This is a genomic window from Streptomyces sp. NPDC046870 (assembly GCF_040704595.1).
In the GTDB taxonomy this organism is placed as follows: domain Bacteria; phylum Actinomycetota; class Actinomycetes; order Streptomycetales; family Streptomycetaceae; genus Streptomyces; species Streptomyces argyrophylli.
In genome coordinates, this window is sequence record NZ_JBEYXM010000013.1 from 182,197 (window position 1) to 208,496 (window position 26,300).

Annotated in this window: 23 protein-coding genes and 5 tRNA genes; 11 read left to right on the top strand and 17 right to left on the bottom strand. The window is 70.9% G+C overall.

Going from position 1 to position 26,300, the window contains the following annotated elements; genetic code table 11:
- Positions 1-38: 38 nt before the first annotated feature.
- On the bottom strand, positions 39-632 hold the full coding sequence (gene leuD, locus AB0946_RS26180; RefSeq protein WP_366763096.1) for a 3-isopropylmalate dehydratase small subunit: 594 nt from the start codon (positions 630-632) through the stop codon (positions 39-41).
- A 5-nt stretch (positions 633-637) separates the two neighbouring features.
- The gene (gene leuC / locus AB0946_RS26185; protein WP_366763097.1) at positions 638-2,056 is read right to left on the bottom strand and encodes a 3-isopropylmalate dehydratase large subunit; all 1,419 of its coding nucleotides are present in this window, start codon (positions 2,054-2,056) and stop codon (positions 638-640) included.
- 208 nt (positions 2,057-2,264) lie between these two features.
- On the opposite strand from leuC, the gene ndgR reads away from it, so the two are divergent.
- Complete coding sequence (gene ndgR, locus AB0946_RS26190; protein WP_014675221.1) at positions 2,265-2,981, top strand: IclR family transcriptional regulator NdgR; 717 nt, start codon at positions 2,265-2,267, stop codon at positions 2,979-2,981.
- 36 nt (positions 2,982-3,017) lie between these two features.
- Here ndgR and AB0946_RS26195 read toward each other — a convergent pair whose 3' ends face one another.
- On the bottom strand, positions 3,018-3,557 hold the full coding sequence (locus tag AB0946_RS26195) for a DUF4188 domain-containing protein (protein WP_366763117.1): 540 nt from the start codon (positions 3,555-3,557) through the stop codon (positions 3,018-3,020).
- 80 nt (positions 3,558-3,637) lie between these two features.
- On the opposite strand from AB0946_RS26195, the gene AB0946_RS26200 reads away from it, so the two are divergent.
- Positions 3,638-4,282 (top strand): MerR family transcriptional regulator, encoded by a 645-nt coding sequence (locus AB0946_RS26200; protein WP_366763098.1) that lies wholly within the window; start codon positions 3,638-3,640, stop codon positions 4,280-4,282.
- A 51-nt stretch (positions 4,283-4,333) separates the two neighbouring features.
- On the opposite strand, the gene AB0946_RS26205 is transcribed toward AB0946_RS26200, so the two are convergent.
- From AB0946_RS26205 to AB0946_RS26250, 10 genes are all read right to left on the bottom strand, one after another.
- Positions 4,334-4,406 (bottom strand) — tRNA-Glu (locus tag AB0946_RS26205).
- Between the two features lie 28 nt (positions 4,407-4,434).
- Positions 4,435-4,506 (bottom strand) — tRNA-Gln (locus tag AB0946_RS26210).
- A 21-nt stretch (positions 4,507-4,527) separates the two neighbouring features.
- A tRNA-Glu gene (locus AB0946_RS26215) sits at positions 4,528-4,600 on the bottom strand.
- Positions 4,601-4,629: 29 nt separating this feature from the next.
- Positions 4,630-4,702: transfer RNA gene (locus AB0946_RS26220), tRNA-Glu, on the bottom strand.
- 21 nt (positions 4,703-4,723) lie between these two features.
- A tRNA-Gln gene (locus AB0946_RS26225) sits at positions 4,724-4,795 on the bottom strand.
- Between the two features lie 90 nt (positions 4,796-4,885).
- The gene (locus tag AB0946_RS26230) at positions 4,886-5,617 is read right to left on the bottom strand and encodes an HAD family hydrolase (protein WP_366763099.1); all 732 of its coding nucleotides are present in this window, start codon (positions 5,615-5,617) and stop codon (positions 4,886-4,888) included.
- 66 nt (positions 5,618-5,683) lie between these two features.
- Positions 5,684-6,358 carry a DUF4241 domain-containing protein gene (locus tag AB0946_RS26235; RefSeq protein WP_366763100.1) on the bottom strand — a complete coding sequence of 225 codons (675 nt, stop codon included), beginning with the start codon at positions 6,356-6,358 and terminating at the stop codon, positions 5,684-5,686.
- Positions 6,359-6,483: 125 nt separating this feature from the next.
- Entirely contained in the window at positions 6,484-7,965 is a 1,482-nt protein-coding gene (gene gltX, locus AB0946_RS26240; protein ID WP_366763101.1) for a glutamate--tRNA ligase, read from the bottom strand.
- Positions 7,958-8,743 carry a fumarylacetoacetate hydrolase family protein gene (locus AB0946_RS26245; RefSeq protein WP_366763102.1) on the bottom strand — a complete coding sequence of 262 codons (786 nt, stop codon included), beginning with the start codon at positions 8,741-8,743 and terminating at the stop codon, positions 7,958-7,960. The genes gltX and AB0946_RS26245 overlap by 8 nt, the downstream gene beginning before the upstream one ends.
- Positions 8,744-8,962: 219 nt before the next feature.
- Positions 8,963-9,157, bottom strand: coding sequence for a hypothetical protein (locus AB0946_RS26250; RefSeq protein ID WP_366763103.1), 195 nt, complete (start codon positions 9,155-9,157; stop codon positions 8,963-8,965).
- 566 nt (positions 9,158-9,723) lie between these two features.
- Here AB0946_RS26250 and AB0946_RS26255 point away from each other — a divergent pair.
- The 8 genes from AB0946_RS26255 to AB0946_RS26290 all read left to right on the top strand — a co-directional run bounded on the left by AB0946_RS26255 (position 9,724) and on the right by AB0946_RS26290 (position 20,406).
- Positions 9,724-13,629, top strand: coding sequence for a nitrate- and nitrite sensing domain-containing protein (locus tag AB0946_RS26255; RefSeq protein ID WP_366763104.1), 3,906 nt, complete (start codon positions 9,724-9,726; stop codon positions 13,627-13,629).
- Between the two features lie 9 nt (positions 13,630-13,638).
- The gene (locus AB0946_RS26260; RefSeq protein ID WP_014675212.1) at positions 13,639-14,052 is read left to right on the top strand and encodes a roadblock/LC7 domain-containing protein; all 414 of its coding nucleotides are present in this window, start codon (positions 13,639-13,641) and stop codon (positions 14,050-14,052) included.
- Between the two features lie 111 nt (positions 14,053-14,163).
- Positions 14,164-14,562 carry a DUF742 domain-containing protein gene (locus AB0946_RS26265; RefSeq protein WP_009190816.1) on the top strand — a complete coding sequence of 133 codons (399 nt, stop codon included), beginning with the start codon at positions 14,164-14,166 and terminating at the stop codon, positions 14,560-14,562.
- Positions 14,543-15,118 carry an ATP/GTP-binding protein gene (locus AB0946_RS26270; RefSeq protein ID WP_014675211.1) on the top strand — a complete coding sequence of 192 codons (576 nt, stop codon included), beginning with the start codon at positions 14,543-14,545 and terminating at the stop codon, positions 15,116-15,118. Before AB0946_RS26265 ends, AB0946_RS26270 begins: the two co-directional genes overlap by 20 nt.
- 398 nt (positions 15,119-15,516) lie before the next feature.
- Positions 15,517-18,756, top strand: a complete 3,240-nt coding sequence (locus tag AB0946_RS26275; RefSeq protein WP_366763105.1) for a nitrate- and nitrite sensing domain-containing protein — start codon at positions 15,517-15,519, stop codon at positions 18,754-18,756.
- A 10-nt stretch (positions 18,757-18,766) separates the two neighbouring features.
- Positions 18,767-19,180 carry a roadblock/LC7 domain-containing protein gene (locus AB0946_RS26280; RefSeq protein WP_004983065.1) on the top strand — a complete coding sequence of 138 codons (414 nt, stop codon included), beginning with the start codon at positions 18,767-18,769 and terminating at the stop codon, positions 19,178-19,180.
- 94 nt (positions 19,181-19,274) lie between these two features.
- Entirely contained in the window at positions 19,275-19,844 is a 570-nt protein-coding gene (locus AB0946_RS26285; protein ID WP_366763106.1) for a DUF742 domain-containing protein, read from the top strand.
- Entirely contained in the window at positions 19,825-20,406 is a 582-nt protein-coding gene (locus AB0946_RS26290) for an ATP/GTP-binding protein (protein WP_014675207.1), read from the top strand. Before AB0946_RS26285 ends, AB0946_RS26290 begins: the two co-directional genes overlap by 20 nt.
- A gap of 153 nt (positions 20,407-20,559) precedes the next feature.
- Here AB0946_RS26290 and AB0946_RS26295 read toward each other — a convergent pair whose 3' ends face one another.
- The 4 genes from AB0946_RS26295 to AB0946_RS26310 form a co-directional block, all read right to left on the bottom strand.
- Entirely contained in the window at positions 20,560-20,751 is a 192-nt protein-coding gene (locus tag AB0946_RS26295; protein ID WP_171152512.1) for an acyl-CoA carboxylase subunit epsilon, read from the bottom strand.
- A gap of 35 nt (positions 20,752-20,786) precedes the next feature.
- The gene (locus AB0946_RS26300) at positions 20,787-22,382 is read right to left on the bottom strand and encodes an acyl-CoA carboxylase subunit beta (protein WP_366763107.1); all 1,596 of its coding nucleotides are present in this window, start codon (positions 22,380-22,382) and stop codon (positions 20,787-20,789) included.
- A gap of 154 nt (positions 22,383-22,536) precedes the next feature.
- Positions 22,537-24,840: a polysaccharide lyase 8 family protein gene (locus AB0946_RS26305; RefSeq protein ID WP_366763108.1), complete on the bottom strand. Its 2,304-nt coding sequence runs from the start codon at positions 24,838-24,840 to the stop codon at positions 22,537-22,539.
- Between the two features lie 36 nt (positions 24,841-24,876).
- Positions 24,877-25,383, bottom strand: coding sequence for a hypothetical protein (locus AB0946_RS26310; protein ID WP_366763109.1), 507 nt, complete (start codon positions 25,381-25,383; stop codon positions 24,877-24,879).
- A 223-nt stretch (positions 25,384-25,606) separates the two neighbouring features.
- Between AB0946_RS26310 and AB0946_RS26315 the strand changes: the two genes are divergently transcribed.
- A complete protein-coding gene (locus tag AB0946_RS26315) occupies positions 25,607-26,212 on the top strand; it encodes a YceI family protein (protein ID WP_366763111.1) in 606 nt (201 codons plus the stop codon).
- Positions 26,213-26,300 lie beyond the last annotated feature (88 nt).

Genomic DNA, 26,300 nt, shown 5'->3' on the forward strand with positions numbered 1-26,300 from the left:
CCGAAAGCCGACCTTCGCGGAGGCCGGCCGGCCTCGGATCAGACCTGGAGCGTCCGCGGCTTGTAGGCGGGCCGTCCGGCCTCGTAGGCGGCGATCTCGTCCTCGTTGCGGAGGGTGAGGGAGATGTCGTCCAGGCCGTTGAGCAGCCGCCAGCGGGAGTTCTCGTCCAGCTCGAAGGGGGCGGTGATGCCCGCGGCCCGCACCTCACGCGCCTCAAGGTCCACAGTGACCTCAGCCGTGGGATCCGCTTCGGTGAGCTCCCACAGCGCGTCGACGGTCTTCTGGTCCAGGACGACGGTGAGCAGGCCGTTCTTCAGCGAGTTGCCGCGGAAGATGTCGGCGAAGCGGGAGGAGATCACGGCCTTGAAGCCGTAGTTCTGCAGCGCCCAGACGGCGTGCTCGCGGGAGGAGCCGGTGCCGAAGTCGGGGCCGGCGACCAGGACGGTGGCGCCCTGGCGCTCGGGGCGGTTGAGGACGAACTCCGGGTCCTTGCGCCAGGCCTCGAACAGCCCGTCCTCGAAGCCGTCCCGGGTGACCTTCTTGAGCCAGTGAGCGGGGATGATCTGGTCGGTGTCGACGTTGCCGCGGCGCAGCGGGACGGCCCGGCCGGTGTGGGTGGTGAAGGCTTCCATGATTCTCAGACTCCAGCGGGGACGTCGGTCAGGTCGGCCGGGGACGCCAGGTGGCCCAGGACGGCGGTGGCGGCCGCGACCTGCGGTGACACCAGGTGGGTACGGCCGCCCTTGCCCTGCCGGCCCTCGAAGTTGCGGTTGGAGGTGGAGGCGGAGCGCTCGCCGGGGGCCAGCTGGTCGGGGTTCATGCCCAGGCACATCGAGCAGCCCGCGTGCCGCCATTCGGCGCCGGCCTCCTTGAAGACCACGTCCAGGCCCTCGGAGACGGCCTGGAGGCCCACCCGCGCCGAGCCGGGCACGACCAGCATCCGTACGCCGTCGGCGACTTTGCGGCCCCGCAGCAGGTCGGCGGCGGCGCGCAGGTCCTCGATGCGGCCGTTGGTGCACGAGCCTACGAAGACGGTGTCCACGGTGATGGACCGCAGCGGCTGCCCAGCCTCCAACCCCATGTATTCCAGGGCCTTTTCGGCGGCCAGGCGCTCCGAGGCGTCTTCGTACGAAGCCGGGTCGGGGACGTGCGCCGAAAGCGGCGCGCCCTGGCCGGGGTTGGTGCCCCAGGTCACGAACGGCGACAGCTCGGCGGCGTCGATGACGACCTCGGCGTCGAAGACGGCGTCCTCGTCGGTGCGCAGCGTCTCCCAGTACGCGACCGCCGCGTCCCAGTCGGCGCCCTCGGGGGCGTGCGGGCGGCCCTTGAGGTAGGCGAAGGTGGTCTCGTCGGGGGCGATCATGCCCGCGCGGGCGCCGGCCTCGATCGACATGTTGCAGATGGTCATCCGGGCCTCCATCGAGAGCTTCTCGATGGCGGAGCCGCGGTACTCCAGGATGTAGCCCTGACCGCCGCCGGTGCCGATCTTCGCGATGATGGCCAGGATCAGGTCCTTGGCGGTGACGCCCTCGGGCAGCTCGCCGTCGACCGTGATCGCCATGGTCTTCGGGCGGGCCAGCGGCAGCGTCTGCGTGGCCAGCACGTGCTCGACCTGCGAGGTGCCGATGCCGAACGCCAGCGCGCCGAACGCGCCGTGCGTGGAGGTGTGCGAGTCACCGCAGACCACGGTGGTGCCGGGCTGGGTCAGACCCAGCTGCGGGCCGACGACGTGGACGACGCCCTGCTCGACGTCGCCCAGCGGGTGCAGCCGCACCCCGAACTCGGCGCAGTTCTTGCGCAGCGTCTCCAGCTGGGCCCGCGAGACGGGGTCCGCGATGGGCTTGTCGATGTCGAGGGTCGGGGTGTTGTGGTCCTCGGTCGCGATGGTGAGGTCGAGGCGGCGCACCCGGCGGCCGTTCTTGCGGAGCCCGTCGAAGGCCTGCGGGCTGGTCACCTCGTGCAGCAGGTGCAGATCGATGTAGAGGAGGTCGGGCTCGCCCTCGGCGCGCCGGACGACGTGGTCGTCCCAGACCTTCTCCGCGAGTGTCCTACCCATCGCTTTCCCTCCGGCCGGCAAGCGTTCACCGACCCAACTAGAGATCTTGAGGAGCGGTGGCCTGCCCGTCTCGGGGCCCCTGAACGTCGTGATTCCGGGCGTCCACCGCCAGGCCCGTTTGTCTGCGGGCCGCTGTGTGATTCAAGGGTGGCGCGTTCCACGGAAAATTGAACTTGCGTTTCACAGAGTGAGACGCGAGTATCGTTGCATGGACAACAGTAGCGGCGTCGGCGTTCTGGACAAGGCGGCCCTCGTCCTGAGCGCTCTGGAGTCCGGTCCGGCCACCCTCGCGGGTCTGGTCGGCGCGACCGGACTGGCACGACCCACGGCCCACCGCCTGGCCGTGGCCCTGGAACACCACCGCATGGTGGCACGCGACATGCAGGGCCGGTTCATCCTCGGCCCGCGTCTCGCGGAGCTCGCGGCGGCGGCCGGCGAGGACCGCCTGCTCGCGACGGCGGGCCCCGTGCTCACCCACCTCCGTGATGTCACCGGCGAGAGCGCGCAGCTCTACCGCCGCCAGGGCGACATGCGGATCTGTGTGGCCGCTGCGGAACGCCTGTCCGGCCTGCGGGACACCGTCCCGGTCGGCTCCACGCTCACGATGAAGGCGGGCTCCTCGGCGCAGATCCTGCTCGCCTGGGAGGAGCCCGAGCGCCTGCACCGGGGCCTGCAGGGCGCCCGCTTCACGGCGACGGCCCTGTCGGGCGTACGGCGGCGCGGCTGGGCCCAGTCCATCGGCGAACGCGAGCCGGGCGTCGCGTCCGTCTCCGCGCCCGTGCGCGGGCCCTCCAACCGGGTGGTGGCCGCCGTCTCCGTCTCGGGTCCCATCGAGCGCCTGACCCGCCACCCGGGCCGCATGCACGCCCAGGCGGTCATCGACGCGGCGGGCCGCCTCTCGGAGGCCCTGCGCCGCTCGGGCTGAGGGCGGCGGAACCGCTCCGGCCGGGAAGGGGCCGCCTCAACGCCGCGGCGGCTTCCTCCCGACGGGAGCGGACGAAAGACCCTGGGTCGCGTCACCGCCCGACCGGTACGCGAACCGGTCCTTCGCGTACCGTCCCCGCTTCTCCAGCGGCACCTGCCCGTGTGCGGCGGCCAGTCCGAACGCCGGCATGTCCGCGTAGACCGCCTCGTAGGACCCCTCCGGCACGACGTACGCCTCGTGCCAGATCCCGACCTGCCCGCGCAGCTTCCCGGCCCGCTCCTTGCGGTTGATCCGTGCCCAGACCTCGTGGTGGAAGGCGTCCGGCGCGGTCGCGTAGGCGTACAGCTTGTCCTTGGACTCCCAGTACTGCACGACGTAGTACGTGCGCGGTGACGCGGTCAGCAGCACCTTGGAGAGCAGCCCGCGCGCGGGGTCCTTCTCCAGTTCCCGCAGCATGCGCAGCATCGCGAGCATCACCGGCAGCCACAGGTGGACGGCCCGGAAGCGGTTGACGCGCATGCCGATCAGCAGGACGACGACGTCGCCCTTCGCGTCGGCGGTCGTACGGGACACCATGACGGCCCCCTCGTCGGTGAGCGCCACTATCCAACGGCAGATGCTTGGATAGTGGCGGTATCCAAAGAGGAGCGCAAGAGATGCGGCTCGCCGAACTGAGCAGACGCAGCGGTGTGGCCACCGCGACGATCAAGTACTACCTGCGCGAAGGCCTGTTGCCGCCGGGCCGCCAGATCAACACGACGACGGCCGACTACGACGAGACGCACCTGCGCCGGCTGCGGCTGGTCCGCGCGATGATCCAGGTCGGCGGGCTCCCGGTGGCCACGGTCCGGGAGGTGCTGCGCAACGTCGACGACGACTCCCTGGGCCGCACGATCCGGCTGGGCGCGGCCCTGTGGGCGCTGCCGCAGGTGCCGGAGCCGGACGAGGACGACGAGTACGTCCGGGCCGCGCGACGGGAGGCGGACGAGCTGCTGGACCGGCTGGGCTGGTCGAACGCGAGGCTGCTGACGACGATCTCCCCCGCGTACCGCTCCCTGGTGGTGGCGGTCGCCGCGTTCCGCCGGCTCGGTTACGACTGGGACGGCGAACTGCTCGTCTCGTACGCCGAGTTGATGCACCGGACGGCCGGACTCGATCTGGACTTCGTGGAGACCCGTCCGTCGGAGGCGGAGAAGGCCGAGACGGCGGTCCTCGGCGCGGTGCTGACCGAACCGATCCTGCAGGCCCTGCGCCGGCTGGCCCAGGAGGAGGAGTCGGCCCGGCGGTACGGCTTCGAGTAGCGCCCGGCACGGCGAAGGCCCCCCACCGAAGTGGAGGGCCTTCCCTGTGCGTACCCCCGACCGGATTCGAACCGGCGCTACCGCCTTGAGAGGGCGGCGTGCTAGGCCGCTACACAACGGGGGCGTGGACCCTGCGTTTCCGCAGGTCCGAGCTGGTCTACCTGGACTCGAACCAAGACTAACTGAACCAGAATCAGTCGTGCTGCCAATTACACCATAGACCAATGATGGTTTAGACCAGTCAGTACCCCCGACCGGATTCGAACCGGCGCTACCGCCTTGAGAGGGCGGCGTGCTAGGCCGCTACACAACGGGGGCCCTAGCGATCCCGACGAGGCCGAGATCAGTACCCCCGACCGGATTCGAACCGGCGCTACTGCCTTGAGAGGGCAGCGTGCTAGGCCGCTACACAACGGGGGCTTTGCAGATAAGCTCTGCGAGCTGGCCTACCTGGACTCGAACCAAGACTAACTGAACCAGAATCAGTCGTGCTGCCAATTACACCATAGGCCACTGGAACTCAAGCCCCTACGGGGTTCTCGTTCTAGCTTGCTCCGCGGGGCTCCGGCCTTCCGGCCCGCTCCCCTCGGCGCAGGAAGAACATTACCCGAAGGTGGACGGGGCTCCAAAACGGGTATCCGCGCGGACGAGCGCCGGAAGTTCGGCGAGGGTCGAGATCCGGTGCGCCACGACCTCCCCGGCGGCCCGCGCATGGGCCGTCCCGCGGTCGATCCACACCGACAGCAACCCGGCCTCGGCGGCACCCCGCCCGTCGATCTCGGGGTGGTCGCCGACGTACGCCACCTCGTGCGGAGGCAGCCCCAGCGCCTCGCAGGAGGCCAGGAAGGCGCCCGGCCGGGGCTTGGAGACGCCCAGCTCGGCGGCGCACAGCACGGACTCGAACCGGTGGAGCAGGCCGAGCCTGCGCAGTTTGTGCTCCTGGACGGCGACGCTGGAGTTGGACAGCACCGCGTGCCGGTGGCTGGCCGCGAGGGCCTCCAGGGCGGGCAGGACGTCCGGGAAGACGCTCCAGGCGGCCTCGTAGTGCCCGACGTACCGCCCGAACCAGTCGTCGGCCTCCGCGTCGGTCAGGTCCTTGTCCAGGAAGACCCGGACCCGGTCGCGCCGCTGGTCCTGGAAGGTGGTCTCGCCGGCCGCGTAGCGCGCCCACTGCTGCTCGGTGATCTCCCGCCACCGGGCCAGCGCGGCCTCGGCGCTGCCGTGTCCGGCGAGCAGCCCCTCCACCGCGAGGTGGGCCCGCATGCCCTCCCGGTCGGCGGTGGTGTAGTCGAACAGGGTGTCGTCCACGTCCCAGACCACGGCTCTGATCGTCATACGACCGACGGTACCGCCGCGCCGGCCGGGGCGCCGGGGAACCGGACCGTTGCCCGCCGGGCGCCGTCAGGCCTGCTCGGAGACCGGGTCCGGGGCCACGAAGAAGTCCGTCACGAAGCAGGTGACCTCACCCGACGCCGAGCGGCCCGTCCAGGTGGGGTAGCAGCCGTCGCCCCAGCCGGAGGTGAACGCGGCCAGGGTGTGTCCGCCGTCCGCCGACCTGACCAGGTGCGGTCCCGCCGACCAGTCGCTGGTCTCGAACGCGTCCCACAGCGGCCCTTCCTCCTCCTGGGTCCCCGGGAACGCCTCCTCGGCCGAGGCGTCGTAGAAGCAGCCCGTGCCGGCGTCGACGCCGTACCCGTAGAACTCGTCGTCCCCCAGTCCGGCGGGGTCCTGGCCGGGGAGCAGGGCCAGTTCCCAGGTGACGGCCGGCTCGTCGCGGATGACGAGGCGGGCGGCGGCGACGCGCAGGTGGGGTGTGCCGGACGGGGGCTCGCCGGGCCGGGTGAGGGTCGCGACGGCCGCGTCGACGCGGTAGCGGCCGGGTTCGACGGTGGCCGTGAAGGGCTCGACGTCGCCGCTGCCGAGGTAGACGAACGGGTCGCTCGCGACGACCCGGCCGGTGGGCAGGTCCAGCTCGCCGCCGTCGGCCACGTGGATGACACCCGTGGTCCCGGACTCGTAGGCGAATGTGCTGCCCGGGGTGAACAGCCAGGTGTAGTCCCGCGGACTCATCGGCATGGCGGCGCCCTCCTCGATCCCGCTCGCTGCGCGAGCCGTGTGAGCCGGAACACTAGTGCGACCCGCTGACAGCAACGCCCGAGGGGCGGCAGCCGTACGGCCACCGCCCCTCGGAACGCGCGCGCCTACGCCGTCAGCCTGGCCAGCGCCGCGTCGACGCGGGCCAGGGTCTTCTCCTTGCCCAGGATCTGAAGGGACTCGAAGAGCGGCAGGCCGACGGTGCGGCCGGTGACGGCCACCCGGACCGGGGCCTGGGCCTTGCCGAGCTTGAGGCCGTGCGCCTCGCCCGCGGCCAGGACGGCCTCCTTGAGCGACTCGGCCGAGGTCCAGTCCGCCGCCTGAAGCTTCTCGCGGGCGGTGCGCAGCAGGGCGTCGGAGCCCTCCTTCATCGCCTTGGTCCACGAGGCCTCGTCGAAGACCGGCTCCGGCAGGAACAGGAAGTCGACGTTGTCGGTGATCTCGGACAGGACCTTCAGGCGGGTCTGGGCGTGCGGGGCGATCGCCTGCCACTTGGCCTCGTCGAAGTCCTCCGGCGCCCAGGGCGCGAACGGTGCCTTCAGCCAGGGACGGCAGCGCTCGGTGAACTCCTTCACGTCCAGCATGCGGATGTGGTCGGCGTTGATCGCCTCGCACTTCTTCAGGTCGAAGCGCGCCGGGTTGGGGTTCACATCGGCGATGTCGAAGGCCCGGACCATCTCCTCGACCGAGAAGATGTCCTGGTCGGCCGAGAGCGACCAGCCCAGCAGGGAGAGGTAGTTGAGCAGGCCCTCGGGCAGGAAGCCCCGCTCGCGGTAGAGGTTGAGGGACGACTGGGGGTCGCGCTTGGAGAGCTTCTTGTTGCCCTCGCCCATCACGTACGGCAGGTGGCCGAACCGCGGGATCTGCTGCGCGATGCCCAGCTCGATCAGTGCCTTGTACAGCGCGATCTGGCGCGGGGTGGAGGAGAGCAGGTCCTCGCCGCGCAGGACGTGGGTGATCTCCATCAGCGCGTCGTCGACCGGGTTCACCAGCGTGTACAGCGGGGCGCCGTTCGCGCGGACGATGCCGTAGTCGGGCACGTTCTCCGGGGTGAAGGTCAGCTCGCCGCGGACCAGGTCGGTGAAGGTGATCGTCTCGTCGGGCATCCGGAAGCGGACGATCGGGGTGCGGCCCTGGGCCTTGTACTCCTCGACCTGCTCGGCACTCAGGTCGCGGCAGTGGCCGTCGTAGCCGGAGGGCCGGCCGGCGGCGCGGGCGGCCTCGCGGCGGCTGTCCAGCTCCTCCTGGGAGCAGTAGCAGTGGTAGGCGTGGCCGCCGTCCAGCAGCTTCTGCGCGACGTCGGCGTAGACGTCCATGCGCTGCGACTGGCGGTACGGCGCGTGCGGGCCGCCGACCTCGGGGCCCTCGTCCCAGTCGAAGCCGAGCCAGCGCATCGCGTCGAGCAGCTGGTTGTACGACTCCTCGGAGTCGCGGGCCGCGTCGGTGTCCTCGATGCGGAAGACCAGGGTGCCCTGGTGGTGCCGGGCGAACGCCCAGTTGAACAGGGCGGTGCGGACCAGGCCCACGTGGGGGTTACCGGTGGGCGAGGGGCAGAAACGGACGCGTACGGAGCCGGGTGCGCTAGCCACGCTTGACAACCTTGTTGGTGAGAGTGCCGATGCCTTCGATGGTGACGGCGACCTCGTCGCCGACGCTCAGGGGGCCGACCCCCGCGGGGGTGCCGGTGAGGATGACGTCGCCGGGGAGCAGCGTCATGGCCTCGGAGATGTTGACGATCAGGTCCTCGATGGGGTGGATCATCTCGCTCGTGCGGCCGAGCTGGCGTTGTTCGCCGTTGACCGTGAGCTGGACGGTGAGGTCGTTCGCGGCGTCCACCGTGAGGTCGGTCTCCACCCAGGGGCCGAGCGGGCAGGAGGTGTCGAAGCCCTTGGCCCGGGCCCACTGCTTCTCCCGCTTCTGCACGTCGCGGGCGGTGACGTCGTTGGCGCAGGTGTAGCCGAAGACCACGTCCTTGACGCGGTCGCGCGGGACCTCGCGGCACAGGCGGCCGATGACGACGGCCAGCTCGGCCTCGTGGTGCAGTTCCCGCGAGAACGAGGGGTACTGGATGTCGTCGCCGGGGCCGATCACGGAGGTGGACGGCTTGAAGAAGGCGAAGGGTGCCTCGGGCACGTCGTTGCCCAGTTCGCGGGCGTGCTCGGCGTAGTTGCGGCCGAACGCCACGACCTTGTTGGGGAGCACCGGCGGGAGCAGCCTGACCTTGCTCAGCGGCACCTTCGTCCCGGACAGCTCGAAGTCCGCGAACGGGATGCCCTTGATGATGTCGAGGACGAGTTCGTCCTGCTTGTCGCCCTCGACCGCGCCGAAGGCTACGTTCCCGTCGATGGAGAACCTGGCGATGCGCACGGGATCCTTGCGCCCCTCACTGAGAACCGGCGTACTGACGCCTCAGGTTATCGGAGCTATGCGAAGTTGTTCGCTTCCGGGGGCATCGCCGCAGGTCAGAGGCGGGTCACCGGGGCGGGCGTGGCCGTGACCGCCGCGGCCCGTGCGCCGGGCCCGCAAACGGACGCGGCCGGAAGGGACCGTCGTGGTCCTTCCGGCCGCGCCCGGCGGAGCCGTCGGTCACTCGCCGGCCGGGGCGCCCGCGCCGGCCGGGATCTCCATCAGGACGGTGCGCCTGGGGTTGGCGGTCTGGGCGGGCAGGTCGACGGAGTGCTCCGGCAGCTCGGGCGTGTGGAGTTCGCCGGTGTCCTTCAGGTGCGCCAGCGTCGTGCGCCGCGGGTTGGCGATCTTGCGGAACATCATCGTCGTCTTCACCGTTGTCGTCCTGTGCCCTCTGGTCGAGTGGTTGGCAGAGTCGTCCCTCTTGTAAAGCGTCAGGCTAAACATCCGATTCCCCGACGAAGGCGCCAACTCCCTACGAGCCGCGTGTGAGTTTGCTCACGAAGTCGCGGGCAAACCGGTCAATTCCGACCCGCAACCCGCCCTGGAGAAACGGACATTGACCCACTGAAGCCACCATTCCGCTCCTGATCATGGCGACTGGGACAGAGGGCGCCGCGCGGTGACTCGCACGGGTACGTCCGTTATGCCCAAGATCCGGTTCCACTGCTGGTAACCCGGCACTCACTGGCCGTCACGGAGGTCACAGCTCGGCTCACTGCCCTTGTTGGAGATCCTGCACTGTGCTGGAATTCCACGGACCGCCGCGGGACGAACCGGCGCAGGGGGCGCGCACAGCGCCGAGCGGCGGCGAGACAGGGGGGAACCAGCGCCGGTCACTCAAGACCACCGGGGGGCGTATTCAGGGCGCTCTCCACAACGCCGACACCGTGTCCCTCCGTTCACGCGGAGGGGCGCCTGGTCCAGAGGTTGCGACGCTAGTGCAGGGACGTTTCAAGAGGGATGGCAGCGCTTCGGCGGAGCCGGAGCCGCACGGCGGGACTGGCCCCAGGGCCGTCAGCTCCTCGCCCCAGCACGCCCAGAACCCGGGCCCGGGCCAGGCCGCGGACGGCGGTGAGCGCGGCGGGCGTCCGGGCGCGTCGGCCTCGTCGGCCTCCGCGACCGCGACGCCCTCGGGCGACCCGGCGCCGCCGGTGAAGCCCGCCCAGGGCCCGACCGGCACCGGTTCGCGGCTCGCCCTGCGCAACTGGCGCATCTCCACCCGCCTGGTGTCGCTGCTCGCGCTGCCGGTGGTCGCGGCCACCTCGCTCGGCGCGCTGCGCATCGACCAGTCCGTCGAGGACATCCAGCAGCTCGACAACATGAAGCTGCTGACGGAGATGACCAAGCAGGCCACCGAGCTGGCCCACGCGCTCCAGGAGGAGCGCGACCAGTCCGCCGGTCCCCTGTCGCACGGCGGCCTGAAGGCGAACGACTACCAGATCAAGGCCTACCAGCAGAAGACCGACCGGGCCCGCGAGAACTTCCTCGACTCCTCCGAGCAGATCGACGCGGCCAGCAAGGACGGCAATCTCCAGGGCGTCCGCGACGCGCTGGTCGGCCTCGCCAACCAGCTGGACGACCTCGCCAAGATCCGCAAGTCGGCCTACGCGTCCAAGGACAACGCGACCCAGACCGTCGAGTCCTACCACCGGCTCATCACCCAGCTGATCGGCCTCTCCCAGGACATGGCCGAGGCGTCCAGCAACCCGGAGATGATCTCGCGCACCCGCGCCCTGGCGGCCTTCTCCACCGCCAAGGAGTACGCCTCCGTGCAGCGCGCGATGATCGCCGCCGCGCTGCCGGCGACCACCAGCACCAAGGGCGACCTCACCGAGAACGACCGCCTCTACGGCCAGTCGGCGTACGAGAGCGAGGGCTCCGAGCTGGCGATCTTCCGGAAGATCTACGCCAGCCAGAACGCCGAGGAACTGCTCAAGCCGATCGACGAGGGCAACCCGACGATCGAGTCCGCCGACACCTACGCCAAGCGCTCGTTCGAGTCCCCGGACGGTCTCCAGCAGCTCCCGGCGCGGTCCTACAAGGACTGGGTGGACGACAGCTCGACCAAGATCGAGCAGATGAAGAAGATCGAGCGCACGCTCCTGGAGGAGATGGAGCAGAAGGCGCGCGAGCTCAAGAGCGCCACCCAGCGTGACGCGATCATCTCCGGTGCGCTGATCCTGCTCGTGCTCGGTGTCTCGCTGGTCGGCGCGTTCGTCGTCGCCCGGTCCATGATCCGCTCGCTGCGCCGGCTCCAGGAGACCGCGACCAGGGTCGCCCAGGACCGCCTGCCCGAGCTGGTCAAGGAGCTGTCGGAGTCGGACCCGCAGGACGTCGACACCTCGGTCGAGTCGGTCGGTGTGCACTCCCGGGACGAGATCGGCCAGGTGGCCGCGGCCTTCGACCACGTGCACCGCGAGGCGGTCCGCCTCGCCGCCGAGCAGGCCCTGCTGCGGGGCAACGTCAACGCGATGTTCACCAACCTCTCGCGCCGCTCCCAGGGTCTGATCCAGCGCCAGCTCTCGCTCATCTCCGAGCTGGAGTCCCGCGAGGCCGACCCGGACCAGCTGTCCTCGCTCTTCAAGCTCGACCACCTCGCGACGCGTATGCGCCGTAACGGTGAGAACCTCCTCGTCCTCGCGGGTGAGGAGCCCGGCCGTCGCTGGACCCGCCCGGTCCCGCTGGTCGACGTGCTGCGCGCCGCCGCGTCCGAGGTGGAGCAGTACGAGCGCATCGAGCTGGCCGCCGTACCCACCACCGAGGTGGCCGGCCGGGTCGTCAACGACCTCGTGCACCTGCTCGCCGAGCTGCTGGAGAACGCGACCTCGTTCTCCTCGCCGCAGACCAAGGTCAAGGTCACCGGTCACGCGCTGCCCGACGGCCGCGTCCTGATCGAGATCCACGACACCGGTATCGGCCTCTCCCCCGAGGACCTCGCGGCGATCAACGAGCGGCTCGCGTCGCCGCCCACCGTGGACGTCTCCGTCTCCCGCCGCATGGGTCTGTTCGTGGTCGGCCGGCTGTCCCAGCGGCACGGCATCCGCATCCAGCTCCGCCCGTCCGACTCCGGCGGTACGACCGCGCTGGTCATGCTGCCCGTGGACGTCGCGCAGGGCGGCAAGAAGCCCGCTCCGGGCAAGCCCGGTGCCCCCGTCTCGACCGGTGGCCCCGCCGCCGCGCAGGCCGCCGCCGGTGCGGCCGCGGCCCGGCGGCAGACCGCCGGCAACGGCGGCGCCCCGGGCGGTGGCGGTCTGCTCGGTGCCGGTCAGGGCCCGCGTGGCCAGGTCGGCTCCGCCCAGGGTCCCCGGGCCGCGCTGCCCGGCACGGGCCAGGGCGGCCGTCCCGGTGCCCCCGGCGCCCGCGGTCCCCAGGGAGGCCGGCCGGCGCCGGCCGGTGCCGGTGCGGGCGGCTTCGGCGGCCAGGCGCCGGGCGCCCCGCAGGGCCTCCAGGCCGCGAACCCGGGCGGGCCGCAGCAGGACCTCTTCGGCGGTCGCGGCCGGAAGCGGTCCGGCGGCGCCCCCGACCAGGGCCGTCAGCCCCAGCTCCCGCCGCGCGGCGGCCCGCGCGCCGAACTGCCCGGCGGTGACCCGCAGTCCCGCACGCCGGACTGGGGCGACGCCCAGGCCCCGCTGTCGCGTGCCTCGCTGGACACCCCGCGCGGCCACGACGAGCAGCAGGACCCGGCGCAGACCGCGCACATGCCGCGCGTGGACGACCGCCAGGGCCCGGGCTCGACCGCGGAGATGCCTCGGATCGACGCCCAGGGACCGGCCGCGACCGGCGAGTTCCCGCGCGCCGAGCTGAACGGCGGCTCGCACACGGGCCAGTTCGCCCGTCCGGACTCCGCCCAGCAGAACGGCCAGTTCGGGCGTCCGGAAGACGCCCAGAACACGGGCCAGTTCGCGCGTCCCGACAGCTTCCAGCAGACCGGCCAGTTCGCGCGTCCCGACAACCTCCAGCAGACCGGCCAGTTCGCGCGGCCCGAGAACCCCCAGGACACCGGCCAGTTCGGGCTCCCCGACGACGGCCGGCAGCAGGGCCGTTTCGACGGCGGCGACCAGCAGGGCACCGGCTCGTACGTCCGCTCCGACGTGTTCGGCACGCCGGCGCCCGGGCGGCAGGACGACGGCGCTCAGCACACCGGTCAGTTCCCGGTCCAGCAGTCCCCGCAGGGGTACGACACCGGCTACGACGGAGGCTCCACCGGGCAGCACGCTCTGCCCGGCCGCCAGAACCCCGGTCACACCGGTCAGTTCGAGCGCCCGCAGCCGGCCCGCGCCGACTTCGGCGCCCCCCGTCCGCAGGCCCCGCAGCAGCGTCCGGTCCAGCAGGATCCCGGCAACCGGGGCGCCGCCCAGGCGCCGGGTGACGGATGGGCCCTGCCGCCGGCCAGCGGCCCGGGTGACGGCCGTACCCCGCTGTACGACACGCTGGAGACCAACTGGTTCCACGGTCAGCAGCAGGAGAACGCGCCCGCGCAGCGGCAGCCGCAGGCGCCCGCTGCGCAGCGTCCCGCGCCCGCCGGCAACAACGGCGGCGCCAACGCCAACGGTTCCTGGCGTACCTCGCCGAACGACGAACTCGTCCGGCAGGCCGAACGCGTCCGTCAGCCCGCGGCCGGCGGGGTCACCACCTCCGGCCTGCCGCGTCGCGTCCCCCGGGCGAACCTCGTCCCGGGCACGGCACAGCAGCAACAGCACCAAAGCGGTCCGCAGGTCTCGCGCGCGCCTGACGACGTGCGCGGACGGCTGACCAATCTCCGTCGGGGCATCGCTCAGGGCCGTCAGGCCGGCAGCGGCCAGACCGGCAGCTTCCCGAGCCCCACTCACCAGCAGGAGCGTTAGTTGAGTCCGATGAGCCAGGCGGCACAGAACCTGAACTGGTTGATCACCAACTTCGTGGACAACACCCCTGGGGTGTCCCACACCGTGGTGGTCTCCGCCGACGGCCTTCTGCTGGCGATGTCCGAAGGCTTCCCGCGGGACCGCGCCGACCAGCTGGCGGCCGTCGCGTCCGGTCTGACCTCGCTGACGGCCGGGGCGTCCCGGATCTTCGAGGGCGGCACCGTGGCACAGACGGTCGTCGAGATGGAACGCGGGTTCCTGTTCCTGATGTCCATCTCGGACGGGTCGTCCCTCGCGGTCCTGGCCCATCCCGAGGCGGACATCGGTCTCGTCGGCTACGAGATGGCACTGCTCGTCGACCGTGCAGGGGCGGTCCTCACCCCGGACCTGCGCGCCGAACTCCAGGGAAGTCTGCTTCACTGACCGCCCCCGGCACCACCCACCTCACGAAAACACCGTCCGGCCGCCACAATCCCCCCACCGGCCCCTTCAGACGGCTTGACTGACCGACTTGCTGTCCCGCCCGGAGGATTCATGACCCCGCCCACCGCCCATCATGATCCGTACGCGGAGCCGTACGGGGACGAGGGCGACCAGCCGCTGGTGAGGCCGTACGCCATGACCGGCGGCCGGACCAGGCCTCGCTACCAGCTCGCCATCGAGGCGCTGATCAGCACCACGGCCGACCCGGCAGCGCTCATGGGGCTGCTCCCGGAGCACCAGCGCATCTGCCACCTGTGCCGCGAGGTCAAGTCGGTCGCGGAGGTCTCCGCGCTGCTGGCCATGCCGCTCGGTGTGGCCCGGATCCTGGTGGCCGACCTCGCCGAGGCCGGCCTGGTCGCCATCCACCAGCCGGGTGGGGACGAGAACAACGGCGGCGCTCCGGACGTGACGCTGCTCGAAAGGGTGCTCAGTGGACTTCGCAAGCTCTGACGGTGGCCGGGCCACCACCTCCGCGAAGATCGTGGTGGCGGGCGGCTTCGGCGTGGGCAAGACCACGTTCGTCGGCGCCGTCTCGGAGATCAACCCGCTGCGCACAGAGGCCGTCATGACGTCCGCTTCGGCCGGCATCGACGACCTCACCCACACCGGGGACAAGACGACGACCACCGTCGCCATGGACTTCGGCCGCATCACCCTGGACCAGGACCTGATCCTGTACCTGTTCGGCACCCCCGGCCAGGACCGCTTCTGGTTCATGTGGGACGACCTGGTCCGCGGCGCCATCGGCGCCGTCGTCCTCGTCGACACCCGCCGCCTCGCCGACTGCTTCCCCGCGGTCGACTACTTCGAGAACTCGGGCCTGCCCTTCGTCATCGCCCTCAACGGCTTCGACGGCCAGCAGCCCTACACCCCGGACGAGGTCCGCGAGGCGCTCCAGATCGGCCCGGACACCCCGATCATCACCACGGACGCCCGCCACCGCGCGGACGCCAAGAGCGCGCTGATCACCCTGGTGGAACACGCCCTGATGGCACGGCTGAAGTAGCACCCAAGTACGACGGTCCGTACGGCAGTTGCCGTACGGGGTGCGGAGCCGACTGTGGCCTTTGACACGGTCGGCTCCGGTGTTCATAACAGTTCGGCAGAGGAATCGCCCGGCATCACCACGCGACGCGGTCGCGTGGTGCCGCTGCGCGCACGAACGCCCCGCCTTTTGGCGGGGCTCGCTCTTTATGACCGTTTTATCTGGCGCTTACAACCGCTCCGTCACCGGGTTCCCACTGTTTGGAAGTGCACTGGTCCACGTGCTGGAATGCCTGAACTGCCCAATGGTCGAAGACGTACTGCATACGTACCGAGTACGTACTGGTGGTCGATGGCGAACCGGGCTCTGAGAGACTGCGGCACGACGTAGGTGCCGACCGCCGAGAGGTTGTTGGTCGAGTGAGGCGAAGCAAGAACGGTCCCGAGCCGTCGGCGCGGGGCAACTTCACCCCGCCGCCGCGCGCTGCGGCGCCCACCCCCGTTCCCGCTGCGGAACCGGCGGCCACTCCCGCGCCCAGCGGCGGTCGCCTCTCCCCCCGGAACTGGCGGGTGCCGACCCGGCTGAACGCGATCCTGCTCATACCCGTGGCCGTCGGCCTCGTCATGGGCGGCTTCCAGGTGAAGAGCTCGATCGACACCTGGCAGCAGGCCCGCGACGCCGAGAACACCGCCCGTCTGGTGCGCGCCGCCCTCACCTACGCCGACGCGCTGGAGAGCGAGCGCGACGTCACCGCCGCACCGCTGCTGCTGAACAAGAAGGACGCCGGCAGCAAGGCGGTCGTCGACAACGCCCGCAAGGCCACGGACCAGGCCGCCGACGCCTTCGACGAGGCGACGAAGAGCATGCCCGCCACGTCGGGCCTCCAGCGCCGGCTGAAGCTGTTCCGCGAGGCCGAGCCCAAGCTGGCGCAGCTGCGGCAGGTCGCCTACACCTCCAAGGTGACCGGCGTACAGACCGAAGAGGGCTACGTCGAGGTCAGCCACCCCCTGATGGAGTTCGCCAACGAACTCGGTCTGGGCACCGGAAACATCACCTCCTACGGCCGTACCGTCTACGCCATCTCGCTGACCAAGGCGGCGCTGTCGCTGGAGCGTTCGATCGGCACCCACCTGCTGGTCAAGCCCGGCCCGGACGCCCCGAACCTCGCGACCCAGCGGGTCTCCCTGTCCTCGTACGCCTACCTGGAGCGCATCGCCCGGGAGGAGTACCTCGGCGGTGGCACCGAGGCCGACGCGCAGAAGCTGAGCGACGCGGAACAGAAGATCAAGACGGACGCCGCCGGCCTGGTGCAGAAGGCCAAGGCGAGCAACCCGCAGTACGTCGCCCCGCCGTCCGACCCGACCCGGATCGTCACCGCGGTCGCCACCATGAAGGACACCAGCACCGCCACCCGTGACCAGCTGGCCGCGGGCGGCATCACCGCCGACAACTGGTGGGCGGTCAACACGCTGAAGTACAAGGCGTACCGCCAGATCGAGTCGGACATGGCCGACAAGGCGGTGAGCGAGGCCTCGGCCATCGCCGGCGACGCCAAGACCTCGGCGTTCATCACCGGTGCCGTCGTCGTGATCGCCCTGCTGCTGGCCTTCATCCTGGCCGGTGCGGTGGCGCGCCAGATGAGCCGCTCGATGCGCCAGCTCCGCAACGCCGCCTTCGGCATCGCCGAGCAGCGGCTGCCGATGCTGGTCGACCAGCTCTCCCGCACCGACCCCGGCCGGGTCGACACCCGGGTCGCGCCGATCCCGATCACCACCAAGGACGAGATCGGCGAGGTCGCCCGCGCCTTCGACCAGGTCCACCGCGAGGCGGTCCGGCTGGCCTCCGAGCAGGCCCTGCTGCGGGGCAACATCAACGCGATCTTCACCAACCTCTCGCGCCGCAACCAGTCGCTGATCGAGGGCCAGCTGACCCTCATCACCGACCTGGAGAACAACGAGGCCGACCCGGACCAGCTGGAGAACCTCTTCAAGCTGGACCACCTGGCCACCCGTATGCGCCGCAACGGCGAGAACCTCCTGGTCCTCGCGGGCGAGGAGCCCGGCCGCCGCTGGGACCAGCCCGTGCCGCTCATCGACGTGCTGCGCGCCGCCTCCTCCGAGGTGGAGCAGTACGAGCGCATCGAGCTGTCGGGCGTGCCGGAGGCCGAGATCCACGGCCGCGCGGTCACCGACCTCGTGCACCTGCTGGCCGAGCTGCTGGAGAACGCCACCACGTTCTCCTCCCCGCAGACCAAGGTCCGCGTCACCGCGACCCGTCTCCCCGACGGCCGCGTGATGATCGAGATCCACGACAAGGGCATCGGTCTGACCGCCGAGGACTTCGCGGACATCAACCACAAGCTGGCCAACCCGCCGACCGTGGACGCCGCGATCTCGCAGCGCATGGGCCTGTTCGTGGTCGGCCGGCTGTCCGACCGGCACGGCATCCGGGTCCAGCTGCGCCCCTCGGGCGAGCAGGCCGGCACGACGTCCCTGGTCATGCTGCCGGACGCGATCACGCACGGCGGTGGCGGCGAGGCCCCGCTGGACCGCGAGGAGTTCACCGTCTCGCAGATCATCCCGGAGCAGCAGTTCCAGGGTGAGAGCTTCGCCCAGCAGCAGCCGATGCGCACCGCCGCCGAGCTGGGCTTCGACGACAGCCAGTACCCGCAGGTCCCCGACGACATCCGCGATCTGGACCCCGTGGGCCGCTCGCTGATGCGCGAGGAGCGCCGCGCCGCCCTGGAGGCCCAGAACCACGGCCAGCAGCCCGCCGAGCCGCAGCAGGAGGCCGCCGAGACCTCCGCCGGGTACACGGACCCCTTCACCGGGCAGCAGCAGGCGTACCAGGAACAGCAGCAGTCGTACGAGGCTCCGGCGTACGAGGAGCAGTCTCAGCAGTCGTACGGGGAGCAGCCGCAGCACGCGTCGTACGGGCAGCAGTACGAGCAGCCCTACGACGAGCAGTACTACGCGCCGAACGGCGAGGTGCCGCAGCACGACGGCTTCTCCGCGGGCGGCGGCTACCCGGAGTCCGCGGCAGCCTATGCGGAGCCTGCCCAGACGCCGTCCTACCAGGACGACTGGCCCCAGCAGGACGGCTACCAGAACGGCTATCCGGCCCAGTACGCTCCGGAAACGGAATCCTCGCAGGCCGCTGACGCGAGTGAGCGGAACCGCGTAGGCTTCGACCGTCCGGGAACGGCCTCTCCCGCCGCACAGGCGCTGACCGACGCCGGGCTGCCCCGCCGCGGTGGTGCCGCGAGCGGCGGCTCCCACGGCACCGGCTCCGCCAACGGCACGGCCCGCGTGCAGCAGGAAGCGCCGGCTCCCGCACCGGGGAACGCTCCGGGGACGGGCGGCCAGAGCGACTGGCGTTCGGCGAACGACGAGCGGTGGCAGCAGGCCGCACAGCTCCGGAAGCCCAAGGCAGGCGGGGTCACCGCCTCGGGCCTGCCGCGGCGGGTGCCCAAGGCCAATCTGGTCGAGGGTTCCGCCGAGACCACCCCCCAGGGAGGCCCACAGGTCTCCCGCGCCCCGGAGGACGTCCGGGGCAGGCTGAGCAACCTGCGCCGGGGCGTCCAGCGCGGACGCAGCGCAGGCAGTGAAACGAACGGCCAGGGCTTCGGTCCTGACAGCACCTACAACCAGGAGCGTTAGTGTGAGCCCGATGAGCCAGGCGGCACAGAACCTGAACTGGTTGATCACCAACTTCGTGGACAACACCCCGGGGGTGTCCCACACGGTGGTGGTCTCCGCCGACGGACTCCTTCTGGCGATGTCCGAAGGCTTTCCCCGCGACCGCGCCGACCAGCTCGCGGCCGTCGCCTCCGGTCTGACGTCTCTGACGGCAGGCGCCTCCCGGATCTTCGAGGGGGGCAGCGTGAATCAGACGGTTGTGGAGATGGAGCGGGGATTCCTCTTCATCATGTCCATCTCCGACGGTTCCTCGCTCGCGGTCCTGGCCCACCCGGAGGCGGACATCGGCCTCATCGGGTACGAGATGGCCCTTCTGGTGGACCGCGCGGGCACGGTCCTCACCCCGGATCTCCGTGCGGAACTCCAGGGAAGCCTTCTCAACTAATAATCGGACGGTGCGTATTCGCGTCCCGGGGCCGTAAGGTTTCGGGACGCGGTTCCCCAGGAATGGGTGCCCGGCGCAGTCGGAGGAGGAGAAAGTGGCAACACCCCCAGGCAGTTCGTCTTCGGGCAACTGGTCGTACGGCCCTGCACAGGGCCCGGGCGACGGCTCGGCGAACCCGTACGCCTACCCCTCCGCTCCCCGTCACCGGCAGCCGTACGCCCCCCAGGGTCCGGGCCCGTCGCCGTACGACCAGCCTCCGGCGCCGCGTATCCAGCCGGTCCAGCCGCAGCGCCGTCCCGAGCCGGCACCGGCCTCGGCGTCCAACAACCCCTTGGTGCGTCCGTACGCCATGACCGGCGGCCGGACCCGCCCGCGCTACCAGCTCGCCATCGAGGCGCTGGTGCACACCACCGCCGCTCCGCACCAGATGCAGGGTCAGCTGCCCGAGCATCAGCGGATCTGCAACCTCTGCCGGGAGATCAAGTCGGTGGCCGAGATCTCGGCCCTTCTCACGATCCCTCTCGGCGTGGCCAGGATCCTCGTCGCCGACTTGGCGGAGGCGGGCCTGGTCGCCATCCATCAGCCCGGCGGCGACGAGAACGCCGGTGGCCAGCCAGACGTGACACTGCTCGAAAGGGTGCTCAGTGGACTTCGCAAGCTCTAGCGGCGGTCCTTCCCGCTCCACCACCTCCGCGAAGATCGTGGTGGCGGGCGGCTTCGGCGTGGGCAAGACCACGTTCGTCGGCGCCGTCTCGGAGATCAACCCGCTGCGCACAGAGGCCGTCATGACGTCCGCTTCGGCCGGCATCGACGACCTCACCCACACCGGGGACAAGACCACCACCACGGTGGCCATGGACTTCGGCCGCATCACCCTGGACCAGGACCTGATCCTGTACCTGTTCGGCACCCCCGGCCAGGACCGCTTCTGGTTCATGTGGGACGACCTGGTCCGCGGCGCCATCGGCGCGATCGTCCTCGTCGACACCCGCCGCCTCGCCGACTGCTTCCCCGCGGTCGACTACTTCGAGAACAGCGGCCTGCCCTTCGTCATCGCCCTCAACGGCTTCGACGGCCAGCAGCCCTACACCCCGGACGAGGTCCGCGAGGCGCTCCAGATCGGCCCGGACACCCCGATCATCACCACGGACGCCCGCCACCGCGCGGACGCCAAGAGCGCGCTGATCACCCTGGTGGAACACGCCCTGATGGCCCGCCTGCGCTAGCGGTTCTCCGCGAGGGGCCCTTTCCGTCCGGAGAGGGCCCCTTTGCCGTACCCCGTGGTCCGTACGGCGACCCCTGGCGCGCGACCGGGAGCCGGACACACCGCAGCCCCGCCTCCCACAAGGGGCGGCGGGGCTGCGGTCGCGTGCCGGGGCTCAGTGCCAGCTGTGCGGGGCCCGGAAGCCGGGCTCGCGCTCCAGGCGGCGCCAGCCTGCCTTCGGGCGGGCGCGGTGGGTCGCGGTGGGCTCGGGGCGGGCGGCGGCGCGGGCCAGGAGGATCGCCGTGATGGCGGCGACTTCCTCGGGCTCGGCGTGGCCCTTCTCGACGCGGATGTCAGCAGTGCTCATGGGTGTCGGTCTCCCTGGGAGAGGTGTCCGCCGGGTTACTGCGGAGGGTTGCCGTGCTTGCGGGAGGGCAGGTCGGCGTGCTTGGTGTGCAGCATCGCCAGGGACTTGATCAGCACCTCACGGGTCTCGGCGGGGTCGATGACGTCGTCGACCAGGCCCCGCTCGGCCGCGTAGTAGGGGTGCATCAGCTCGGACTTGTACTCCTTGACCATCCGTGCCCGCATGGCCTCGGGGTCCTCGGCCTCGGCGATCTGCCGGCGGAAGATGACGTTGGCCGCGCCCTCCGCGCCCATCACGGCGATCTCGTTCGTCGGCCAGGCGTAGGTGAGGTCGGCGCCGATCGACTGGGAGTCCATGACGATGTAGGCACCTCCGTACGCCTTGCGCAGGATGAGCGAAATCCTCGGCACGGTCGCGTTGCAGTACGCGTACAGCAGCTTCGCGCCGTGCCGGATGATTCCGCCGTGCTCCTGGTCGACACCGGGGAGGAACCCGGGGACGTCCAGGAACGTGACGATCGGGATATTGAAAGCGTCACACATCTGGACAAAGCGCGCAGCTTTTTCGCTCGCCTCGATGTCCAGCACACCCGCCAGGACCTGCGGCTGGTTGGCGATGATGCCGACCACCTGGCCGTCCAGACGGGCGAGAGCGCAGATGATGTTGCGCGCCCAGCGCTCGTGGACCTCCAGGTACTCGCCGTCGTCGACGATCTCCTCGATGACCTTGGCCATGTCGTAGGGCCGGTTGCCGTCGGCCGGGACCAGGTCCAGCAGCACGTCGCCGCGGCGGTCCGCCGGGTCCGCGGAGTCGACCCGCGGCGGGTTCTCGCGGTTGTTCTGCGGGAGCAGCGACAGGAGGTAGCGCACCTCGGCGATGCACGTCTCCTCGTCGTCGTACGCGAAGTGGCAGACGCCGCTCGTCTCGGCGTGGACGTCCGCGCCGCCCAGGCCGTTCTGGGTGATCTCCTCGCCCGTGACGGCCTTGACCACGTCGGGGCCCGTGATGAACATCTGGGACGTGTCGCGGACCATGAAGACGAAGTCCGTCAGCGCCGGGGAGTACGCCGCGCCGCCCGCGCACGGGCCGAGCATCACGGAGATCTGCGGGATGACACCGCTCGCCTTGGTGTTGCGCTGGAAGATGCCGCCGTAGCCGGCGAGGGCGGAGACGCCCTCCTGGATGCGGGCGCCGGCGCCGTCGTTGAGCGACACCAGCGGGGCCCCGGCCGCGATGGCCATGTCCATGATCTTGTGGATCTTGGTGGCGTGGGCCTCGCCGAGGGCGCCGCCGAAGATCCGGAAGTCGTGGGCGTAGACGAAGACCGTACGGCCCTCCACCGTGCCCCAGCCGGTGATGACACCGTCGGAGTACGGCTTCTTGGCCTCCAGGCCGAAGCCGGTCGCCCGGTGCCGGCGCAGCTGCTCGACCTCCTGGAAGGACCCGGGGTCGAGGAGCAGCTCGATCCGCTCCCGCGCCGTCAGCTTGCCCTTGGCGTGCTGCGCCTCGGTCGCCTTCTCGCTCGGGCCCGCCAGGGCCCGGGCACGGATCTCGTGCAGTTCGGCGACCCGTCCGCGCGCGTCCGTCGGCTCACCGGTCGGCTCACCCGTCGTCTCTTCCAAAACGGTCATGTAGCGACCTTACGAAGGACCCGAAGAAAAGCGAGCCGTCGACTCCGTACAGTCTCCGGCCCGTTTTCCTGGTGCCAGTGAACAGAACCATGGCGGCATGCAGGCATTCCGACTGCTCAGGAGGGCGTCCCGTTGTAGGGAGACCACAAAGCCGTCAGCCGAGAGCCAGCTCACATTCATAGGTGGCACATGCCATCCCCGGAGTGACACGGAGCCTCAGACGGCGGTCAGCCGAAAGGACCTCGACGCCGTCGCCGGCCCGGGTCACCGCACGCACCGGACGGTTCCAGACCAGCTCCAGCGGGGCTCCGGTGCGGGGCGGCTCGCTCACACAGAGGGTGGCCGTCCGGCCCCGGCGTACGACGAGCACGCTCGCGCCGGCCGAGACGGTCAGGTCCCCCACCGTACCGGCCCGCCAGAAGGTGCACGCCACCAGGCCCAGCCGGGGGACGGCGACGGCCTGGTGGCCGGCGTCGTTGGCGAGGACGGACAGCCAGTGCCGGTCGGCGGCCCGGGCGGCGGTCTCGGCGCGGGAGGCGCCGGGCAGCAGGACGTAGGCGTAGCGGGCGGCCTCGGGGTCGGTGCCGTGGTCGAGCCAGAGGGTCTGCCATCGCCGGGTGCGCCGCTCGTCCGTGCTGGTGGTGTTGATGTCCGACCAGGCGCCGGTGCGGTCCTCGCGGAGGGTGCGCAGCTCGCCGCCGTGCGGCAGGACCCAGCCGCCGTGCTCCTCCAGGTGGGCCCAGTTCCGCCCGCGTACGAAGCCCTGGGTGCCGTTCTCGCCCAGGTTGCGGCTGTCCACCACCGTCTCCACGGGGACGCCGTCGGCGCAGGAGATCCCGGCGCCGAGGCAGACCACGGCGTCGTCGAGGAAGAACCAGGACGTGTGGGCCTGGAGGGTGGAGCCGAGGCCCCTGAGGTGCTGGCCGACCGCCGCGTACGTGCCGTCGGTGGTCCCGCCGACCCAGCGGACGTCCGGCTTGGGGGCGCCCCACTCGCCGCCGGCCCGGTCGGACAGCCGCTTCGTGGAGACGGTGGTGCCCGGCAGCCGGTACCAGTCGACGGTGGGCCAGTACCAGTCGGTGTACTGGTCGCTGCGGCCCCGGGGCCACCAGGAGAGCATGCCGGACCCGGTGTGCCAGCCGCGCGGGTTCTCGCCGTTGCCGCACTCGTAGTGGGCGATGCGGTCGCTGGCCATCGCGAGGGCGGCGGTGAAGCGGGGGGTGCGGTGGACGGCGCGGTCCATGGCCGGGAAGAGGCGGTGGCCGAGGGGTTCCGGGGCGGCGGGTCCGGGCGAGGCGGCGATGGCGTGCAGCCGCGCCAGGTCGGCGACACCGAACTGAGGCGACGTCAGCACGGGTACGACGGTGTCCCGTTCGATCCAGCCTTTGATCCGGCCGTGCCACCGCTCCCGCTCGGCCGCGCTCGCGCCGCCCGCGAGGAGGGCGATGGCGGCGATGAGGGCCTGCCCGTGGTAGTGGTCGCCGCGCAGCACGTGCTGGTCGTCACCGCGCAGGTAACCGCGGCTGATGGCACGGCCGTTGACGCAGTCCATCACCAGTCCGTCGTGGATCAGGGGCGCGTAGGCGTGCTCGACGCTGTCCAGGATGTTCTGCCGGGCGGGGTCGGTGACCTCCCACTCGGACCCGGCGAGCAGCGCGAACAGCCGGCCGAGGCCGTCGAGCAGGACCTGGCCGTACGTACCGGAGTAGGCGACCCAGGTGTGCTGGACGAAGGAGCCGTCGGCGTAGAGGCCGTCGCCCCGCGTCACGTACGGGAAGACGGGCGAGAGGGCGTCACGGGCCAGGGAGATCTTCTGCGGACTGCGGCCCAGGATGCCGCGCAGGGCGACCGAGCGGCACAGGTCGACGCGGTTGGCGCCGGTGGAGGTGCCCGAGTAGTCGGTGAGCACGGTGTCCGGGACGAAGTGGTCGACGGCCGCGCAGGCCGCCGCCACCCGGGCGGGGCCTGCCTGCTCGTACAGGGCGGCCGTGATGTCCGTCAGCAGCCGGGGGCTGCCGATCTGCCACTCCCACCAGTTGCCGTAGGGGGTGGTGGCGGGGCTGTAGACGGTGGCGGAGACGTGGTCGAGCCCGCGCAGTACGCCGGCGAGGAGACCGGGATCGCCGGTGGAACCGGTGCCGGCCTGGACGTACGCCTGGGCCATGGTCCACAGGCGGCCGTAGCTGAAGGTGATCCCGGAGGGCGGGTCGAAGGGGTGCCCGGGCCAGAGCGAGCCGGGAGCGGGGTCCATTCCGGCCTGGAACTCCCGCGCGTCCTGCCCGAGTCGGGCGAGCCGGGAGGCGTACGGCTCGGCGGCCGGGTCGTACCCGGCGCCCAGGGCGATGCCGAGCCAGCGGCGGCGCAGCGCGTCGTACGGATCGCCGGCCGCCCGCGCGCCCGGCGCCGGGACGGCGGCGAGGGCGGCGGCCAGCAGCAGTGCGCGTCGGGTCGTGCGCATGGGCCCGGTCACCGCCCTCTCCTGCCGGCTCCCGGCTCAGCAGCCGCCGCAGTTGTAGTAGAGGACGTCCCAGTGGCTGCCCTCGTCGGCGTAGATGTTGCCGGAGCCGGACTGGTACTGCGGGGCGCCGTCGCCGCGCAGGCCGATGTAGCCGAAGTTGTTCTTGATGTACGACGTCACGCAGGTGTTCTTGCCGTAGTCGAGCTTGTAGCCGTTCCAGTGGGAGTAGGTGCCGGAGGCGTGGCCGGTCTCGGTGCCGCCGGTGATGTTGAGGGCGCAGCCGCTGGCCCGCTTGAGGGTCTGGGCGCCCTGGGCGGTGGCGAGGTTGAGCTGCTCGAAGGAGGTACAGGTGGAGTTGTAGCGGTCGGAGCAGTTGCCCGAGGAGGACCAGGTGATGCCGACGTCGCGGAACATCTGGGTGGCGGTCGCGTGGCTGATCTTGGTGACGGCGAAGGCGTCGGTGGCGGTGCCGAGGACGGCGACGCCGGGGGCGACGACGAGGGCGAGCGCGGTGAGCAGCGAGCGGGTCGTGAGCGGCTTCATGGGGACCTTTCCTGCGGTGGGCCGTGCGTCCTGTGGGTCGGCTGTGCAGGTGGTGCAGCCAGATGGTGCCCGAGCGCCCGGCCGGTGCGCCAGAGGGCGGAATCGATTACTCGGAGCGTTCACGGAAACACGCTGCGGATGATGTTGAAAACCGAACCGAATGGGTCTACTGTCTGAGTCGCAGGTTGGTTTAACGTTCAACAAGGATCGCAAGGAGCACGCCATGGGAATCTTCAGCCGCAAGGACACCACCCCCGCCCCCGCCGCGCAGGCCACCGCCGGCCCCGACCTGACCGCGCTGACCGGCGACTACACGATCGACCCGTCCCACAGCACGATCGGTTTCGTCGCCCGGCACGCCATGGTCACCAACGTCAAGGGCGGCTTCCAGGACTTCACGGGCACGCTCCACCTCGACGGTGCCGACCCCACCAGGTCCACCGCCACGCTCGACGTCCAGATGGCCAGCATCGAGACCGGCAACGCCGACCGTGACGGCCACCTGAAGTCGTCCGACTTCTTCAAGATCGACGAGCACCCGGTCATGACGTTCCGCTCCACCAAGGCCGAGTCCCTGGGCGGCGACGACTACCGCATCACCGGCGAGCTGTCCCTGCTCGGCGTCACCAAGCCGCTCACCATCGACCTGGAGTTCAACGGCGCCGCGAAGGACCCGTTCGGCAACGAGCGCGTCGGCTTCGAGGGCAAGGCCGAGATCCTGCGCTCGGAGTGGGGCCTGACCTGGAACGCGGCGCTGGAGACGGGCGGCGTCCTGGTCTCCGACAAGATCAAGCTGGTCTTCGACATCTCGGCGATCAAGAACGCGTGAGCCTCCGGCAGCCGACGGGGGGAGGGCACGGGGCCCGTCGGCCACAGGTGACCGTCGGTCCGGTCGTTCGGTGAGTCCGTCACCGAAC